Source organism: Bacillus sp. SIMBA_005 (assembly GCF_046535585.1).
GTDB lineage: Bacteria > Bacillota > Bacilli > Bacillales > Bacillaceae > Bacillus > Bacillus pumilus.
The window spans coordinates 1-259 of sequence record NZ_JAWRWI010000669.1 but is presented as its reverse complement, the minus strand read 5'-3'; the positions used below and the strand labels follow the sequence as shown (position 1 = coordinate 259).

Annotated in this window: 1 protein-coding gene; it reads left to right on the top strand. The window is 55.6% G+C overall.

Annotation, left to right across the window (positions count from 1 at the left end; genetic code table 11):
* The coding region (locus SB660_RS21770) for a hypothetical protein (protein ID WP_410584510.1) at positions 1-259 on the top strand (259 nt) is incomplete at both ends.

The window sequence follows — 259 nt, the reverse complement described above, 5'->3', positions numbered from 1 at the left end:
ATTGCAGGTCAGCCTGGTGAGCTCGAACGCCTAGCAAAAGCACTTGAGTCCTTTGCTGCTTCCAAGCACCAGTCTCTCATCTTGCAGTTGCAGGGCTATCGCATAGCGGGAGCGCAGCTGCGGCTAACCAAAGATCCGACGTCGCGAAGCACTTCTTACTTCAGCTGGCTTGTCACGCCACTTGAAGTCTCGCGAATTGTCGAACAGCTCCTCGCCTTGCCTCATAGCGCGCCAGCTCACCAATACTTCGAGCTGGTAG